The organism is Citrobacter sp. RHBSTW-00570, from assembly GCF_013739755.1.
GTDB lineage: Bacteria > Pseudomonadota > Gammaproteobacteria > Enterobacterales > Enterobacteriaceae > Citrobacter > Citrobacter braakii.
Genome location: NZ_CP056399.1, coordinates 3,000,359 through 3,017,481 on the forward strand (window position 1 = coordinate 3,000,359; position 17,123 = coordinate 3,017,481).

Annotated in this window: 18 protein-coding genes; 9 read left to right on the forward strand and 9 right to left on the reverse strand. The window is 51.4% G+C overall.

Going from position 1 to position 17,123, the window contains the following annotated elements:
• Positions 1-72: 72 nt before the first annotated feature.
• The 5 genes from yebS to HV237_RS14345 all read left to right on the forward strand — a co-directional run bounded on the left by yebS (position 73) and on the right by HV237_RS14345 (position 6,094).
• On the forward strand, positions 73-1,356 hold the full coding sequence (gene yebS / locus HV237_RS14325; RefSeq protein WP_016152782.1) for a membrane integrity lipid transport subunit YebS: 1,284 nt from the start codon (positions 73-75) through the stop codon (positions 1,354-1,356).
• On the forward strand, positions 1,325-3,958 hold the full coding sequence (locus HV237_RS14330) for a PqiB family protein (protein ID WP_019076590.1): 2,634 nt from the start codon (positions 1,325-1,327) through the stop codon (positions 3,956-3,958). The genes yebS and HV237_RS14330 overlap by 32 nt, the downstream gene beginning before the upstream one ends.
• A 116-nt stretch (positions 3,959-4,074) precedes the next feature.
• A complete protein-coding gene (rsmF, locus tag HV237_RS14335; RefSeq protein ID WP_047358619.1) occupies positions 4,075-5,463 on the forward strand; it encodes a 16S rRNA (cytosine(1407)-C(5))-methyltransferase RsmF in 1,389 nt (462 codons plus the stop codon).
• A 100-nt stretch (positions 5,464-5,563) separates the two neighbouring features.
• Positions 5,564-5,800 (forward strand): YebV family protein, encoded by a 237-nt coding sequence (locus HV237_RS14340; protein ID WP_029139506.1) that lies wholly within the window; start codon positions 5,564-5,566, stop codon positions 5,798-5,800.
• A 102-nt stretch (positions 5,801-5,902) separates the two neighbouring features.
• Positions 5,903-6,094, forward strand: coding sequence for a YebW family protein (locus HV237_RS14345; RefSeq protein WP_016152779.1), 192 nt, complete (start codon positions 5,903-5,905; stop codon positions 6,092-6,094).
• Here the strand turns inward: HV237_RS14345 and pphA are convergent, their stop codons facing one another.
• From pphA to yobA, 5 genes are all read right to left on the reverse strand, one after another.
• The gene (gene pphA / locus HV237_RS14350; RefSeq protein ID WP_047358581.1) at positions 6,095-6,736 is read right to left on the reverse strand and encodes a protein-serine/threonine phosphatase; all 642 of its coding nucleotides are present in this window, start codon (positions 6,734-6,736) and stop codon (positions 6,095-6,097) included. It lies immediately after the preceding gene.
• A 77-nt stretch (positions 6,737-6,813) separates the two neighbouring features.
• A complete protein-coding gene (locus HV237_RS14355; RefSeq protein ID WP_047358580.1) occupies positions 6,814-8,094 on the reverse strand; it encodes a hypothetical protein in 1,281 nt (426 codons plus the stop codon).
• Positions 8,095-8,675: 581 nt separating this feature from the next.
• A complete protein-coding gene (locus HV237_RS14360) occupies positions 8,676-9,014 on the reverse strand; it encodes a YebY family protein (protein ID WP_003833793.1) in 339 nt (112 codons plus the stop codon).
• A gap of 20 nt (positions 9,015-9,034) precedes the next feature.
• Positions 9,035-9,907, reverse strand: a complete 873-nt coding sequence (gene copD / locus HV237_RS14365) for a copper homeostasis membrane protein CopD (RefSeq protein WP_046276427.1) — start codon at positions 9,905-9,907, stop codon at positions 9,035-9,037.
• 3 nt (positions 9,908-9,910) lie between these two features.
• On the reverse strand, positions 9,911-10,285 hold the full coding sequence (gene yobA, locus HV237_RS14370) for a CopC domain-containing protein YobA (protein WP_046276426.1): 375 nt from the start codon (positions 10,283-10,285) through the stop codon (positions 9,911-9,913).
• A 143-nt stretch (positions 10,286-10,428) separates the two neighbouring features.
• Here yobA and HV237_RS14375 point away from each other — a divergent pair, with 143 nt between their 5' ends.
• The 3 genes from HV237_RS14375 to exoX all read left to right on the forward strand — a co-directional run bounded on the left by HV237_RS14375 (position 10,429) and on the right by exoX (position 12,108).
• Positions 10,429-10,659, forward strand: coding sequence for a DNA polymerase III subunit theta (locus tag HV237_RS14375; RefSeq protein ID WP_003034925.1), 231 nt, complete (start codon positions 10,429-10,431; stop codon positions 10,657-10,659).
• 106 nt (positions 10,660-10,765) lie between these two features.
• Positions 10,766-11,422 carry a carbon-nitrogen hydrolase family protein gene (locus HV237_RS14380; protein ID WP_016156222.1) on the forward strand — a complete coding sequence of 219 codons (657 nt, stop codon included), beginning with the start codon at positions 10,766-10,768 and terminating at the stop codon, positions 11,420-11,422.
• A 23-nt stretch (positions 11,423-11,445) separates the two neighbouring features.
• Positions 11,446-12,108 carry an exodeoxyribonuclease X gene (exoX, locus tag HV237_RS14385; protein WP_016152773.1) on the forward strand — a complete coding sequence of 221 codons (663 nt, stop codon included), beginning with the start codon at positions 11,446-11,448 and terminating at the stop codon, positions 12,106-12,108.
• On the opposite strand, the gene ptrB is transcribed toward exoX, so the two are convergent.
• From ptrB to yebG, 4 genes are all read right to left on the reverse strand, one after another.
• Positions 12,090-14,165 carry an oligopeptidase B gene (ptrB, locus tag HV237_RS14390; protein ID WP_181541564.1) on the reverse strand — a complete coding sequence of 692 codons (2,076 nt, stop codon included), beginning with the start codon at positions 14,163-14,165 and terminating at the stop codon, positions 12,090-12,092. The two genes, exoX and ptrB, sit on opposite strands and share 19 nt — an antisense overlap.
• 86 nt (positions 14,166-14,251) lie before the next feature.
• Complete coding sequence (locus tag HV237_RS14395) at positions 14,252-14,911, reverse strand: tellurite resistance TerB family protein (RefSeq protein WP_016156220.1); 660 nt, start codon at positions 14,909-14,911, stop codon at positions 14,252-14,254.
• A 100-nt stretch (positions 14,912-15,011) separates the two neighbouring features.
• The gene (gene yebF, locus HV237_RS14400) at positions 15,012-15,365 is read right to left on the reverse strand and encodes a protein YebF (protein ID WP_016152770.1); all 354 of its coding nucleotides are present in this window, start codon (positions 15,363-15,365) and stop codon (positions 15,012-15,014) included.
• Positions 15,366-15,486: 121 nt separating this feature from the next.
• The gene (gene yebG / locus HV237_RS14405; protein WP_003833810.1) at positions 15,487-15,777 is read right to left on the reverse strand and encodes a DNA damage-inducible protein YebG; all 291 of its coding nucleotides are present in this window, start codon (positions 15,775-15,777) and stop codon (positions 15,487-15,489) included.
• A 132-nt stretch (positions 15,778-15,909) separates the two neighbouring features.
• Between yebG and purT the strand changes: the two genes are divergently transcribed.
• Positions 15,910-17,088 carry a formate-dependent phosphoribosylglycinamide formyltransferase gene (gene purT, locus HV237_RS14410; protein ID WP_047358578.1) on the forward strand — a complete coding sequence of 393 codons (1,179 nt, stop codon included), beginning with the start codon at positions 15,910-15,912 and terminating at the stop codon, positions 17,086-17,088.
• The last annotated feature ends 35 nt before the right edge of the window (positions 17,089-17,123 follow it).

Consider the following 17,123-nt stretch of genomic DNA (forward strand, 5'->3'; position numbering starts at 1 on the left):
ATGCGTTAATGCTCAAGATCATTCCCGTCATGAGTTAAGATAACATTACTTCAACAATTTGATTCGCGATACATGGCCTTAACGACACCACGCATCACGCCGACTAAAAAAATAGCCATCAGGTCCATTGGTGATGCACTCCCTCGTGCGCATTACCATCGTTGCCCTGAATGTGACCTAATCTTTAGTTTGCCTAAAATGCGTTCGCATCAAAGTGCATTTTGCCCACGCTGTCAGGCAAAAATTCGTGACGGACGCGACTGGTCATTAACACGACTGGCAGCTATGGCTTTCACCATGCTGCTGCTGATGCCCTTTGCCTGGGGAGAACCGCTCCTGCACATCTATTTATTAGGTGTGCGCATTGACGCCAATGTGCTGCAAGGCATCTGGCAAATGACCCGACAAGGCGACCCACTCACCGCATCCTTCGTACTCTTTTGCGTTGCCGGCGCGCCCATCATTCTCGTGACCTCAATCGCTTATCTGTGGTTTGGCAATATTCTTGGGATGAACCTGCGCCCAGTGCTGCTGATGCTGGAAAGGCTCAAAGAATGGGTGATGCTTGATATCTATCTGGTAGGCATTGGCGTCGCATCAATCAAAGTTCAGGACTATGCTTTTTTGCAACCCGGTGTAGGTCTGTTTGCTTTTATTGCGCTGGTGATCCTCAGTGTTTTGACGCTGTCGCACCTTAACGTTGAGCAGCTTTGGGACCGTTTCTACCCGCAAAGACCAGCCCGTCGGCCCGATGAAAAACTCCGCGTCTGCCTCGGCTGCCACTTTACAGGTTATCCGGACGCCCGAGGTCGCTGCCCTCGCTGTCATATCCCGTTGCGCTGGCGCAGGAATCAAAGTATCCAAAAGTGTTGGGCTGCTCTGCTGGCCTCGATCGTCCTGCTTTTGCCTGCTAATCTGCTGCCCATCTCGGTAATTTATGTCAATGGCGGCCGCCAGGAAGACACGATCCTGTCAGGCATAATGTCCCTGGCGAACAGCAACGTTGGCGTAGCGGCGATTGTTTTTATCGCCAGTATTCTGGTGCCATTCACCAAAGTGATTGTGATGTTTACGTTGCTCATCAGCATCCATTTTAGATGTGAGCAAGGATTGCGTACCCGCATCAAACTGCTGCGTATGGTGACCTGGATTGGTCGCTGGTCGATGCTGGATCTCTTTGTTATCGCTTTAACCATGTCGCTGATTAATCGCGATCAGATACTTGCTTTTACTATGGGGCCAGCTGCGTTTTATTTCGGCGCAGCGGTAATATTGACTATTCTTGCTGTGGAATGGCTGGACAGCCGCTTACTTTGGGATGCACATGAGTCAGGAAACGCCCGCTTCGCAGACTGAAGCGCAGATTAAAACTAAACGCCGTATCTCTCCGTTCTGGCTGCTGCCTTTCATCGCGCTGATGATTGCAGGATGGCTTATCTGGGGAAGCTATGAAGATCGCGGCAATACCGTAACCATTGACTTTATGTCTGCTGACGGCATTGTACCGGGCCGTACTCCCGTTCGTTATCAGGGCGTTGAAGTGGGCACCGTGCAAGATATCAACCTCAGCGAAGATCTACGCAAAATTGAAGTGCGCGTCAGCATCAAATCGACCATGAAAGATGCTCTGCGCAAAGATACCCAGTTCTGGTTGGTCACGCCGAAAGCGTCTCTGGCGGGGGTTTCTGGCCTGGATGCGTTGGTTGGCGGCAACTATATCGGCATGATGCCCGGAACCGGCGAGCCGGAAGATCATTTCGTCGCCCTCGATACGCAGCCCAAATATCGTCTGGATAATGGCGATTTGATGCTGCACCTGCGCGCCCCTGACCTCGGGTCGCTCAATAGCGGTTCGCTGGTTTATTTCCGCAAGATTCCGGTGGGCCGGGTGTATGACTACACCATCAACCCAAATCATCAGGGCGTAACCATCGACGTGCTGATCGAACGTCGCTTTACCAACCTGGTGAAAAAAGGCAGCCGTTTCTGGAACGTGTCCGGTGTGAATGCGGATGTCAGCCTCAGCGGAGCGAAGATCAAGCTGGAGAGTCTGGCGGCGCTGGTCAATGGCGCCATTGCTTTTGATTCGCCCGAAGACTCTAAACCCGCGGTGGCCGATGACACGTTTGGTTTGTATCAGGATCTCGCGCACAGCCAGCGGGGAGTGATCGTCAAGCTTGATTTACCCAGCGGCGATGGACTCAAGGCCGGCTCAACGTCGCTGATGTATCAAGGATTAGAAGTCGGGCAACTGACCAAACTGGATTTAAATCCGGGCGGTAAAGTGACCGGCGAAATGACGGTCGATCCCAGCGTCGTAACGCTGCTGCGCGACAATACGCGGATTGAATTACACAGCCCTAAATTATCGTTAAACGATGCCAATATCAGTTCGCTACTGACTGGCAAAACTTTCGAGCTGGTACCTGGCGAGGGCGAGCCGCGTAACCAGTTTGCGGTTATTCCTGCTGAGAAGTCGTTGTTACACGATCCGGGCGTCATGACGCTTACGCTGACCGCGCCGGAGAGTTACGGTATTGATGCCGGTCAGCCGCTGATTCTCCACGGCGTACAGGTCGGTCAGGTGATTGATCGCACGCTCTCTGGCAAAGGTGTTTCATTTACCGTTGCCATCGAACCACAGCATCGCGCCCTGGTGCAAGGTGACAGTAAGTTTGTGGTCAACAGCCGCGTTGACGTCAAGGTCGGGCTTGATGGCGTGGAATTCCTTGGCGCCAGCGCCAGCGAATGGCTCAGCGGCGGCATTCGTATTTTGCCCGGTACCAAGGGTGAAATGAAAAAAAGCTACCCGTTGTATGCCAACCTGGAAAAAGCGATTGAAAACAGCCTGAGCGATCTGCCAACTACCACGCTCAGCCTGAGCGCCGAAACGCTGCCTGATGTGCAGGCCGGTTCGGTGGTCTTATACCGCAAATTCGAGGTCGGTGAAGTGATTAGCGTTCGCCCACGCGCCGATGCGTTTGATATCGATCTGCATATCAAACCGGAATATCGCAACCTGCTGACCAGCAACAGCGTATTCTGGGCCGAAGGCGGGGCAAAGGTTCAGCTTAACGGTAGCGGATTGACCGTACAGGCATCTCCCCTGTCGCGAGCGCTCAAAGGGGCGATTAGCTTCGATAACCTAAGCGGCGCCAGCGCCAGCCAACGAAAAGGCGACAAGCGTATTCTGTATGCTTCCGAAACCGCTGCACGTGCAGTGGGCGGGCAGATAACCCTGCACGCGTTCGATGCCGGTAAACTCGCGGCGGGCATGCCAATTCGCTACCTGGGGATCGATATCGGCCAGATCCAGACGCTTGAGCTGATCACCGCCCGTAACGAAGTTCAGGCAAAAGCAGTTTTGTATCCGGAATACGTGCAGACTTTTGCCCGTAGCGGTACCCGCTTCTCCGTGATCACACCGCAAATCTCAGCGGCAGGCGTCGAGCATCTGGATACGATCTTACAGCCGTATATTAACGTTGAACCAGGACGCGGTAACCCGCGCCGTGATTTTGAACTGCAGGAAGCCACCATTACCGACTCTCGTTACCTCGATGGTCTGAGTATTGTGGTAGAAGCGCCGGAAGCAGGTTCGCTGAATATCGGTACGCCTGTCCTGTTCAGAGGCATTGAAGTGGGGACCGTCACCGGGCTGACGCTGGGCTCGCTTTCTGACCGCGTGATGGTGGCGATGCGCATTAGCCAGCGCTATCAGCATCTGGTGCGGAACAACTCCGTGTTCTGGCTGGCATCCGGATACAATCTCGACTTTGGTTTGACCGGCGGCGTCGTGAAGACCGGTACCTTCAATCAGTTCATTCGCGGCGGAATCGCCTTCGCTACGCCACCGGGTACGCCGCTGGCCCCGAAAGCGCAGGCAGGTAAACACTTCCTGCTGCTCGAAAGCGAACCAAAAGAGTGGCGTGAATGGGGAACCGCCCTGCCACGTTAATCTCTCCCCTTGTTCCGGCGTACATACTCGCGCCGGAGCACTTATGCTACACTGCGCACCTGTTTTTTTGCCGGTGGTACCAAGTGGCTTATTTTCCCGACGCCTTTCTAAACCAAATGCGTGAAGCAATGCCTTCCACGCTCTCATTTGATGATTTTCTCGCTGCCTGCCAGCGTCCGCTTCGTCGCAGCATCCGCGTCAATACGCTGAAAATCTCCGTTGCCGACTTCCTCACTCTGACAGCACCTTACAACTGGTCGCTCACTCCGATACCCTGGTGCGCTGAAGGTTTCTGGATCGAACGCGATGATGAAAAGTCAGTACCGCTCGGCAGTACCGCGGAACATTTAAGCGGCCTGTTTTATATTCAGGAAGCCAGCTCAATGCTGCCGGTCGCCGCGCTGTTTGCCGATGGTAACACTCCGGATCGCGTGATGGATGTCGCGGCAGCCCCCGGCTCCAAAACCACGCAAATTGCCGCAAAAATGAAAAATCAGGGCGCGATTCTGGCAAATGAGTTTTCCGCCAGTCGCGTCAAAGTCCTGCATGCCAATATCAGCCGATGCGGGATAGCCAATGTCGCGCTAACCCATTTTGACGGGCGGGTATTTGGCGCAGCGTTGCCAGAAGCCTTCGATGCCATTTTGCTGGACGCGCCGTGTTCCGGTGAAGGCGTGGTGCGTAAAGATCCCGATGCGCTAAAAAACTGGTCGCCAGAAAGTAATCTGGAAATTGCCGCAACCCAGCGCGAACTTCTCGACAGCGCCTTTCATGCCTTGCGTCCCGGCGGCACGTTGGTTTACTCGACCTGCACGCTGAACCGTGACGAAAATGAAGACATTATGCAGTGGCTGATTGAGACCTACCCGGACGCCGTCGAGTTTTTACCACTGGGCGATTTATTCCCGCAGGCTGAACGCGCCCTGACCCCGGAAGGATTCCTGCATGTGTTCCCGCAGATCTACGATTGTGAAGGTTTTTTCGTCGCGCGTCTGCGCAAAACTGCCGCGATCCCTGCACTACCGACGCCAAAATACAAAGTCGGTAACTTCCCGTTCACCCCGCTTAAAGGACGTGAATCCGCGCTTGTCACTCAGGCCGCTAACGCCTGTGGATTGCAGTGGGAAGACACTCTGCGCCTGTGGCAGCGTGATAAAGAGATTTGGCTATTCCCAACCGAGATTGAACCCCTGATCGGCAAAGTCCGCTTTTCCCGACTCGGCATCAAACTCGCTGAAACGCACAATAAAGGGTACCGCTGGCAGCATGAAGCCGTCATTGCTCTCGCCAGCACAAATCACAGCCATGCGTTTGAACTGACCCTTGCCGAAGCCGAAGAGTGGTACCGCGGACGAGATGTCTACCCGCAGACCGCACCGACCACCGACGATGTGCTGGTTACGTTCCAGCATCAGCCGATTGGCCTGGCGAAACGTATTGGATCGCGATTAAAGAATAGCTACCCGCGCGATCTTGTCCGGGATGGCAAACTCTTTACAGGATAACGCACGTTTTTACTGGCGCTTTTGCTAACGTTGACTACGCTGAAAAATGGACGGCCTAACTGGTCGTACCACAACCAGCAAATAAACGGAGAGCACGATGATGAAAACCAGTGTGCGCATTGGCGCTTTTGAAATCGACGACGCCGAGTTACATGGCGAATCGCCAGGGGACCGAACGTTAACCATTCCATGTAAATCCGATCCGGATTTATGCATGCAACTTGATGCCTGGGATGCCGACACCAGCGTCCCGGCTCTTCTTAACGGAGAACATTCAGTTCTATTTCGCGAGCACTACGATCGTAAGTCAGATGCCTGGATCATGCGCCTTGCCTGATTCAAAAAGAACCCGTCGCCAGACGGGTTATTTCTTGGTTAATTTCCCTCATCTATCAACATCTTCTACACTACAGGTATGGCTTTACCATTTGAGGATGGAATGTTCACGCTGGTTCTTTTTGTGTGCTACCTGGGTGGCGGTTGTGAAGATATCGTTGTTGATGTCTACAAAACTGAGCAGCAGTGCCTGATATCGATGGACGATCAGCGTATTCGTAACGGCGGATGTTTACCCGCGGATGACTACATCGACAGCTTCTGGCGTCCGGCCCAGGAATACAGCGATTTTTGATTATTGCAGTTGCACCAGCGTCAACTCGCCACCAAACACCGCACCGGTATCAATATAGTGCAGATTCTCGTGATCCAGCCGCTGACGCAAAGGCGTATGGCCAAACCAAAAGTGATCCGCGCCGCGAATGCCGTTGCCTTTATTCATCAGCCTTGTGCGATCCCACAGTACCCGCTGTAAATCGACCTCTTTTTGCCACTGATAATTATCATCAGGGTAATCTGCGTGAGCAATAACGTGTATGCCGTTCTGGCAACGCAGCTCCAGAATCCAGGGTAATTGCCGACACGTTTCAAGAGCGGTTGTCGCCGCTGGCTGCTCCGCCTGCGCAAACCACGAACCGCCATTCATAAACCACAGGAATTGCTCCCCGGTTGCCAGCGCGTCCAGCCCCATCTGTTCATGATTCCCTCTGACCGCGATAATCCAGCGTTTACGCAGTAGTTTCAGGCAACGCAAACTGTCAGGTCCGCGGTCGATAACATCCCCCACTGAAACCAGCAGGTCCTGCCACGGATCAAAATGACACAGGCGCAATTTCGCCATCAATAATGAGAAGCAACCGTGGATATCCCCGACCACCCAAACATGTCGCCAGCGCGTCGCTTCCACTCTTTGATAAGCATTGTCAGGCAGTCCCATTTGACCTCCTGTACACAAATATTGCCCTGTTCTAAATTAAACCATAGCAGTAAAAAACAGAGCGACCGAATCATACATCACGGTCCTACGCTATCCGCGCGTCGACGAGGTACTAACGCAACAGCTTCCAGTTCTGCTTCCAGTTCAGCTACTATAGATTGCAGGTCATAAGTGGGTGCATTACGCGCACGAGCTCTTTCTTCTCTTTTCTGTTTACAACACAATTCCTGATAGAAATCATTAACCGCAGGGATATCCCCGGTAATTTTTATCACATCATGTTCATGATAAAACAGAAACGGCGGCCCGCCTTTGGTATCAAATGCAACGGCCTTAAGCGGCGTGAGCTCCATCGCCTCAATAAAACCTTTGTCACAAGTCAATATTCCAGGGAAAAAATATCGCTCATCATTTCCTGTATTGAAGGTAAGTGCTTGCTCTAAATACCGACAATGAGTCAGATCCCAGGCCATACCATGTAATGCCGACCACATATTTTTCGACTTTTTATGTATTTTGTTAAAAAACCTAAATTCTGTCCCTCGTATAAAAAACTCACTCGCTAGAATTAACTCTCTTGTTGCCAAAAAGCATACTTTGGTGTGAGCAAAACTTAATAGTTCGATCAATTTATTTTTGAGCGTTCTGGCAGGCGATTTGATTTGGATGATACTCATCATAAGAACATAAGCGTAAATACTATCGTGCCTGTCTCTTAAGGCACGCCTGAACTCAGAGTCTTTGTTTTTGGTGAGCAGTGAGCTAAAATGTCTGTCGGTATTAAGAAAAAGCTCACCTTGCGATATTTTTGAGGTCAATACTCCGCTGGTTCCTGAATTAACGAGATCAACATCTTTTATAAATTCGTAACCCATCAACTTATCGAATATTTTATGGTGATTCTCTTTCTCATCCAGATTTTTAAGGTTCTCCAGCTCATATAACACAGAGTCTACCTGCGTATTCTGATGAGAAATAAATTTAAATATTTCTTCGATGTCATCATCCAGACCAGAAACTTTACCATTGATATATGGTCTGAGATAACTTAATGCCTGGCTATCAAGAGATATTGAGTAATCTATTTTAAATGTGGAGTGTCCTTTATCGCTGAACATTTCCTCTATGGTTTGAGGATCCATAACGAAAACATTTTCATCATTGAATAAAGAGCGTATAGACGCCCCATGCTTGAATTTCTTGTTAGTTTGAAACCCTGGATATGGCCCTTTAGGCGATGAAAAGACAAATTTATACTCTGGGATTAATAGATAGAAACTGGTGTATAGTTTTAATGCTGCAGAGAGATCTTCAGCATTACCAATCTCCATCACGAGTCTTTCTTTTAACTTTTCCATTTCTTATATCTCGTTATTGAGAAACTAAGTCCATGTATCAGGGGCCAGAACGGCATCAATTGATGGATAATTATACCGCTATTGATACAAGTGAGTCTAAACCTCTGGGCACTAGTGACAACTGAAATGCTGGCACATAAGCCGGCTATACGCCTGGAGATCAGGAAAAAATGGGCATCACGATCTGATCTTTTTCTGCGCAAATGAAGTGTAAATGTTAAAAGCAGTGTGGTATAACGAAGAAATCCCGAATTGTGATATGCGGACAAATTTCGGAAACTTTCGGACATGATGTCCTAAGTGATTGAAATAAAATCCACATAAAAAGAGACCGAATACGATTCCTGTATTCGGTCCAGGGAAATGGCTCTTGGGAGAGAGCCGTGCGCTAAAAGTTGGCATTAATGCAGGCTAAGTTACCCTGCCATTTAAGAATAGATGACAGCGCCAGGTTTTCCAGTCCGCGACTAAAGAGGCCTGAAAAAAAGGACGATTGTCACACATCCAAACGTAAAAACCGCAAGTTCTCCTGAGAGAGCCTTGCGGTTTTTTATTGGAAATCAGAACGCTACATCTGACAATTAGCAGAGCTTTTCTGCACGCTCCACAAACGGTGCGAGGCTCATTTTTTCGCCCGGTTTCGCCGGGTCGTCAATCTGGATAATCTCGATTGGCTTCGCCGTAGTTTTCCCGCTCTCTACCTGCTGTCTGGCAACATCATTCAATGGGTATTGCACCAGCGTACTGGGATTGATGACATACAGCGCGTTACCCGGACGGCAGGTCAGCATCACCTCTTCCCGATTAAACGCCCACTTATCTTTGCCAACCTCAAAACGGCTGACGGTGATGACCTGTGGCGCAGCCAGCGCGGCCCCTGAACTTGCCAGTAGTAATAACGAGATAATGATTTTTTTCATGCGTTTCGCCAATCCATCAATCAGAAAGGTTCGAGGGTTGCAAACAGGCTGACAATCGCCAGCACAACGGCCCCAATTCCCCATTCCAGCTTAGTCATCCAAACAAAATAGAGTGTCATACTGCGGTTATCCTGCCGCATGCGTGGTACCAGAACATACCGATTCACCAGCGCAATCGCCACCATTAGCATCACCAGAGCACCTTTTAACAAAAGCAGTTGCCCGTAAGCCATGTGCCAGGGAACAGAAAAACCGACAATAAACAGCGCATTCATGATACCGGTAAGTAAAACTCCGATAACGAAAAGATGCCCGTAGCGGGAGAAACGCATCATAGTATTGATGGCCTGTTCCCGCCAGCGGCCTTGCGCCATTTGCATACAGTAAAGTACGGGCAGCAAACCACCGAACCAGGCGGCAGCGCATACCAAATGCAAGGCGTGGTTAACCTGCTGGATTGCCCCTGCGATACCGCTATGCAGCGTCGCGTGTCCGACGCCAGCCAGCAAAATAAACTGCGCAATCGTCAGCATTAACAGCAGTCGCGGCATGCTGCGCGGTACTATAATTACCACCACCAGCGTGACCAGTGCGAGGATAATCTGCCATAACCACACGCCGCCAAACTGCGTTTGCAACACGGCGCCCCATATGTCACTAGAAATAACATCCCGCCAGCCTGAGCCCATTAAACCACCCTGGATCGCCAGCATCAGCGTCGCGCTAATAAAGCTCCACGCTGCGGCATGTCGTTGTAGACGCAAAAAACGACGCATCATTAAACGACGAACCGATACGGGAGCCAGCCATGCGCCGTAGAGCGCACAGCCAAACACCAGCATCAACGTGGTAAAATGGATAAACCGTAGTGCAACCCAGGTAAATTCCAGCATCGGTTATTTCACGCTAAAGGTATATTGCCCCTTTGTCTTATGACCATCCACGGAGACGACGTGCCAGTCGACAGTATATTTTCCGGCCTCAAGCGTTTGAGCAAGCGGAATAATCAGTTGTGTTTTGTCCTGTTCACTGCGCGATGCCTTACCCGTTTTGATCTGTTCTTTGTTTGGGCCTGTCAGCGTTGCGCCGCTGAATCCCGGCTCGACACCTTCAGAGAAATTCAGCGTCAACGCCTGAGGAGATACCGCAACATCGGCATTAGCCGCCGGGCTTTGTTTTGTCAGGTGAGCATGAGCCAGGGCGGCGGGAGTTGCCAGAACGCTGGCGAGTACGATGAGAGCGTTGCGAAGCATAGATGCAGATGAAGCCATTTCAACTATTCCTTTTTGTTATGTCTAATCTATAGAGAATAACCTTCTACAATGATCGAGTCGAGAATCATCATTTCGGTCTTGCCATTAATGCACACTCTTAGTAACTTTGCGCGCCGAAAGACAGAGAAAAGGAGAAGCCCATGAACATCAATCTGGCCAAACTTGAGCAAGCTGAAATGGATAAGGTCAATGTTGACCTGGCCGCGGCGGGTGTCGCATTTAAGGAGCGATACAACATGCCGGTTGTTGCCGAAGTCGTTGAGCGTGAACAGCCCGAACATTTACGCGACTGGTTTCGGGAAAGACTGATCGCGCACCGTCTGGCATCCGTTTCCCTTTCACGTTTACCCTACGAGCCTAAAGTTAAATAAAACTTATATTACGTTACGATTCCTTACATGATGCCTGCTACAGTATAAGTATATTCTTAATCTATACTTTAAAGATGGTTGTAGACACTATGAAAAGGAAATCATTATGTCACACTGGAAAATCGCAGCAGCACAGTACGAACCTCTTCAAACCTCAGTTACCGAACATGTCGCACATCACCTGCAATTCATTCAGGCAGCCGCTCAATGCCAATGTGAATTGCTGGTTTTCCCCTCCCTTTCCCTGTTGGGTTGTGTTGATGAGAATGACGCGCTCCCTGCCCCACCCGATGAAGCGTTGTTAGAACCTCTCGCTCATGCAGCCGTGACTTATCGCATGACGATTATTGCGGGGCTATCGGTAGAACATAACAATCGGTTCGTAAAAGGTATCGCGCTTTTCTCTCCCTGGATGACCTCCCCCTTAACGTTTCATCAGAGCCACGGAGCCTGTATCGCCAGACAGCAAAATGCCATCAGCGTTGTGGATAGCCAGCCGGAAGGTATCGATATCGACCCGGCGTACTCGCTATTCACCAGCAGTCAGTCTGTCAGTGAGCCCGAATTGCTCTCCTCCACATCTCGTCTACAGAGTTTCTCGCATAAATTTGCCATCGCGGTATTAATGGCCAATGCGCGTGGCAGCAGCGCGTTATGGGATGAGCAAGGTCGATTGATTGTTCGCGCAGACAGCGGTTCCTTACTCTTAACCGGTCAACGCACGCCACGGGGTTGGCAAGGTGATATCATTCCTTTACGCTAATCGTTTTGGGTCAGGAGCATGGCATGTTGCGCATAATAGATACAGAAACCTGTGGTCTGCAGGGAGGCATTGTTGAGATTGCTTCTGTCGATGTGGTTGACGGAAAAATAGTCAATCCCATGAGCCACCTGGTGCGTCCTGACCGCCCCATCAGCCCTCAGGCGATGGCAATTCATCGCATTACGGAAGCGATGGTGGCCGATAAGCCGTGGATTGAAGATGTCATCCCACAATATTACGGCAGCGAATGGTACGTGGCGCACAATGCAAGTTTTGATCGCCGCGTATTACCCGACATGCCCGGGGAGTGGATTTGCACCATGAAACTCTCCCGTCGTTTGTGGCCAGGAATCAAATACAGCAACATGGCGCTGTATAAATCGCGCAAGCTGAGCGTGCAGACGCCAGCTGGCCTGCATCATCACCGTGCCCTGTACGACTGCTACATCACCGCGGCACTGCTGATCGACATCATACAGACGTCAGGCTGGTCAGCAGAACAGATGGTCGATATTACCGGCCGTCCTGCGTTACTCACTACTTTCACTTTCGGCAAGTATCGCGGAAAACCTGTATCCGAAGTGGCTGAACGCGATCCGGGCTATCTGCGCTGGTTATTTAATAACCTCGACAGTATGAGCCCGGAGCTGCGCTTAACGCTAAAGCACTATCTGGATAACGCCTGAGCAGATGCCTGCCCAGGCAGTGTCCCCTGCGCCAGTCCGATCAAAAACGCGTATTCCAGGGCCACGCCTTCGTATGATTTAAAACGCCCGGATTTTCCGCCATGCCCGGAATCCATATCCGTGCAGAGTAACAGCAGACGATCGTCCGTTTTCAGCTCGCGCAGTTTTGCCACCCATTTTGCCGGTTCCCAGTATTGCACCTGGGAGTCGTGTAATCCCGTCGTAACCAGCAGATGAGGATAATCCTGCGCTGTAACATTGTCATACGGGCTGTAGCTTTTCATGTAGGTGTAATACTCTTCGTCCTGCGGATTCCCCCACTCTTCAAACTCACCGGTCGTCAGGGGAATGGACTCATCCAGCATCGTGGTCACCACATCGACAAAAGGCACCTGCGCAATGACGCCATGGAAGAGTTCCGGGCGCTCATTAATGGCAACACCCATTAACATTCCTCCGGCGCTCCCCCCCATGCCATAACACAGCGAAGGCGCGCCATAACCCATTTTTAGCAGCGCGTCGCAGACGTCGAGGTAGTCATTGAAGGTATTTTTCTTGAGCAGAAACTTACCGTCTTCGTACCACTGCTGTCCTAACTCGCCGCCGCCACGCACATGAGCAATGGCATAAACAAAGCCGCGATCCAGTAAGCTCAAGCGGCTGCTGCTGAAATCGGCGTCCATGCTGGCGCCATACGAGCCATAGCCGTAGACCAGTAACGGGTTTTTCCCTTTCAGGAAATACTTTTGATGGTAAACCAGCGAAACCGGAACCTCGGTGCCATCACGCGCGGTGATCCAGACGTGTTCGCTACGGTAGTTCGCCGCATCAAATCCTGGGACCTCCGTCTGTTTGAGTACGCGACGCTCTCCGGTGTCCATATCCAGTTCAAACAGCGTATCCGGTGTGGTCATGGAGGAATAGCCATAACGCAAACGCGATGTCTCCGGCTCTGGATTATAGGCTAGCCATGTCACATACGCCGGATCATCAAAAGCGATGCCGACCACTTCGCGCGTTTTACGATTAATCTGTCGCAGGCTGGTTAAGCCCCGCTGACGCTCTTCCACCACCAGCCAGTCTGTGAACAGCGTAAAGCCCTCCAACATGACGCTGTCGCGCGGCGGGATCAGCGTCTCCCAGGCTTGTTCATCACGCACACGGGTACGGTACAGGCCGAAATTTTTACCCTGCCGGTTGGAACGCAGATAAAACGTATGCTGATAGTGATCGAGACTGTACTCGTGATCTTTGCGTCGCGCTAAAAAGACTAACGGCTCGGCATCCGCCAGTTCTGCGTCAAGCAGCAAAACCTCACTGGTGGTCGCGCTGGCGATATGAATAACCACATAATGTAACGAGGTCGTTTTATGCAGACTGACATAAAACATGTCATCGGCTTCTTCATACACTAGCTCATCCAGTGATGACGGCGAGCCGACGGTATGCCGCCACACTTGATACGGGAGCAGCGTCGTTGCGTGTTTGCGCACGTAATAGAAGGTTTGCGAGTCATTCGCCCAGACCAGATCCGCTTCAACGTTTTCCAGCACTTCCGGATACCAGTTACCGCTTTGCAGATTGCGAAAACGCACGCCATATTGCCGACGAGAGAGATAATCTTCGGCCAACGCCATGATGGTGTTATCCGGAGATATCGCCAGTCCCCCCAGCGTATAAAACTCACTGTGGGCCGCGCGCTGGTTACCATCCAGCAAGGTGTCCCATTCATCCCACTCTTCACTGAAGGCAGACTGACGCTGATAAATGGCATATTCGCACCCGGGTTCATAAATATGCCGGTAGCGATAACCATTCTTCACATAGGGGGCGGAAGCATCCTGAGGCGGGATACGGTCGATAATCTCTTTCAGGACGCGATCCTGCAATGCCTGCTGCGAGGCCATAATCTGGCGGCCATACGCATTTTCTTGTTGCAGATAATCCAGCACTTCTGGCTGCGAGCGGATGTCATCTCGCAGCCAGTAATAATTATCAACGCGGGTATCGCCATGATTCGTCATGGCGTGGGGGATACGAGAAGCTTTTGGTAGCATGTCATTGTTCTTTTGCTTAAACATCCTATAAGGGTGGCAAAAGACAGCAATGATGCAAGCGAAACATGCGCCTTAACGGTAAGTAATTAACCTGGTAAAGCCTGTTTTTGTTCCTTGAGATCCTGTTCAATGCCTTCACGAACATCCTGCGGGATCTTCAACGCATCGCCCAGCGCGTTCAGATAGCTACGCTCCATAAAGTGGTCGATATCAATCGCTGCACAGCTCAGGAAGTAAATTTCCAGCGCCTCTTCTTCGTTGCGGATCCCTTGTGCCAGGCGCTGAGGATCTAACGGTTGTTCAATGGCGCGTTCGATCAGAACACGGCCCTGCTCTTCCACGCCTGCTTCACGGAGCTGCTGCTCAATGGCGGTACGTTCTTTGGCATCAATATGACCATCGCTTTTCGCCGCAAAAACCAGCGCCAGGATCAGTCGTTCGGTTCGCTCATCCAGCGGCGAGCTTTGTGCACCGAACTGCGGCTCACCCTGATGCGCCGCGCGAACCTTATCCTTGTATTTGTTCCATAACACGGTACCGGCAACCGCACCGCCGCCCACCAGAAGCGCGCTGGTGCCGTATTTACTCAGTAATTTCCGTGAAGATTTGTTGGCAACCAGTAATCCTGCCAGACCGCCTAACGCGCCGGGAACCAGAAGTTTACTCAGCCCTTGCTCACCAGAAGATGACGCGGAAGATCCTTTTTGCCCAAGAAGAGATTGAAGTTGATTCAGCCAGTTAGCCATGTTGCCCTCAAGTACAGACGAATAATCATCAAAGCGTACCCGAGGGGATGTCAGGAAGTGTTCAGGTCATCAAAAGAAGTGCAAATACCTTCTACCTTCGTTACTGCGACTGATACTCCGCCGTTCCGGCTTTGCAGTCGACTTTTACCTGGTAGTGAATATCCGCGCTTTTACCGCGAACCGTGAGGGGAACTGACCATTTCCCATCTTTACCCGTAATATCGGGCGTATTGACCCAGGCGACAGGATCGGCTTGCCCGACGCGTTTTTGATCGTCAGCCCAGCGCGCAATGCGATTTTGCTGATAATCACGTTTCACGCTCGCCGCGATACCGTCAGCATTCAGTCCTTCGCACTTGGGGAACTGAACTTTCTTGCTTTCCATATTTGCCGCAAATACAGATACGCTGGCAGATAACAACAGCAGGCTCAACAACGCTCTTTTTTTATACATTCTTTTCTCCTTAATCTCCCCTTCGTCCTTCAGGTTGCCTGTTGCAACGTGAAAAGACGTCAGGGATTGCACAATGATTCAGGGAAAAGCATGGTACAAAACGTCAGGAGCGCAAGTCGTTTCAGGCAGCCTGAGTATCATCCTCAGCGTGCGCATCGTTTTCGACCGCCTGCGGAGAGGGCAGCTTGCCGTTTTTCAGAATGGCGCTCAGCACATCTTTCTGCTCAGCCAGCCACAGGGAAAGCGCTTCGCGCTGCTCGTCTTCGAGCGCTACCGGCGATTGCTCCAGCCATGTGTCGAGCAAATCTGCTGTATCAAGCATTTTGTCATACGCATCGGCTTCCTTTTTGCTGGTAAACGACATTTTTTCCTCACCTTCCCGAATGACTACGTATTTAACTTCAACCGCCATTTTTGCAGCCTCTTAAATCACCTGTATTTATGTACAGTATATTCTTTTTGCACCTTGAAATCAACCTGGTAATAAAGACAGACGCAAACGTTTTCGTATATACTGCGCCCAGATAAAACAGGGGATTAATTTATGACGTTATTAGGCACAGCGCTGCGTCCCGCAGCAACGCGAGTGATGTTATTAGGTTCAGGTGAACTGGGTAAAGAGGTGGCGATTGAATGCCAACGCCTGGGTGTGGAAGTCATTGCCGTGGATCGTTACCCCGACGCGCCAGCCATGCACGTTGCCCATCGCTCATACGTAATCAACATGCTGGAGGGCGATGCTTTACGCCAGCTCGTCGAGCGTGAAAAACCACATTATATCGTGCCGGAAATAGAGGCGATTGCCACGGATATGCTGGTAAAACTGGAACAAGACGGTCACAACATCGTGCCGTGCGCCCGAGCGACGCAGTTGACCATGAACCGCGAAGGAATCCGTCGTCTCGCCGCCGAAGAATTATCTCTACCGACCTCTTCTTACCGCTTTGCTGACAGCGAAGCCCGCTTTCGCGAGGCCGTCGCCGAAATCGGCTATCCCTGCATCGTGAAGCCGGTAATGAGTTCCTCCGGTAAGGGACAGAGCTTTATTCGTTCCGCCGATCGACTCACTGAAGCCTGGAATTATGCTCAACAAGGCGGCCGAGCAGGTGCCGGACGCGTTATCGTCGAAGGCGTAGTGAATTTTGATTTTGAAATCACCCTGCTTACCGTCAGCGCCGTTGATGGCGTACATTTCTGCGCACCGGTAGGACATCGTCAGGAAGATGGCGATTATCGCGAATCCTGGCAGCCGCAGCAGATGAGTGACCTGGCGCTGGCTCGAGCGCAGGAGATTGCCCGTAAGGTGGTGCTGGCGCTGGGCGGCCACGGTCTGTTTGGGGTAGAGCTATTTGTCTGCGGTGATGAGGTCATTTTCAGCGAAGTTTCCCCTCGCCCTCACGACACGGGTATGGTGACCTTGATTTCGCAGGATCTGTCTGAGTTTGCCCTGCATGTACGCGCATTTCTCGGTCTGCCGGTTGGCGCAATCCGTCAGTATGGGCCTTCTGCTTCCGCCGTTATTCTGCCGCAGCTTACCAGCCAGAATGTCACGTTTGATAACGTACAGGCCGCTGTGGGCACAGGTATGCAAGTCAGATTCTTCGGCAAGCCGGACATCGACGGGAGCCGTCGTATGGGCGTTGTGCTGGCCACAGCGCAGAGTATTGAAGACGCGGTGACACGCGCGAAAGACGCGGCGGCACAGGTGAAAGTCGCAGGATAAAAAACGGGCCAGATGGCCCGTTTCAGACTCGCAGG